The sequence below is a fragment of the Rhodoferax ferrireducens genome, assembly GCF_003347515.1.
GTDB lineage: Bacteria > Pseudomonadota > Gammaproteobacteria > Burkholderiales > Burkholderiaceae_C > Rhodoferax.
This window is the reverse complement of sequence record NZ_QEII01000061.1, coordinates 1-255: the sequence shown is the minus strand read 5'-3', so window position 1 is coordinate 255 and position 255 is coordinate 1. Positions and strand designations below refer to the sequence as shown.

The window sequence follows — 255 nt, the reverse complement described above, 5'->3', positions numbered from 1 at the left end:
TCACGTCACCATTGAAAACTTGCTCACGCATACGTCTGGCATCCGAAACTACACGGAGTTGCCACAATTCGGTGTCGTGCTGACAAAGGACGTAAGTCCCGATGACGCCGTCGCGTTTTTCAAAGATGCGCCAGTCCAGTTTCAACCAGGCCACGGCTTTTCATACAGCAACTCCAATTATTTTCTGCTCGGGAGAATCATTGAAAAGGTGTCCGGCATCAGCTACCAGGACTTCATGCAGAAGCAGATTTTTCA

The 255-nt window shown here is 49.0% G+C and carries 1 protein-coding gene; it reads left to right on the top strand.

What is annotated here, in order from left to right; genetic code table 11:
• Window positions 1–10 precede the first annotated feature (10 nt).
• On the top strand, window positions 11–255 hold a 245-nt coding region (locus C5P05_RS35180), incomplete at its 3' end, for a serine hydrolase domain-containing protein (RefSeq protein ID WP_420130706.1).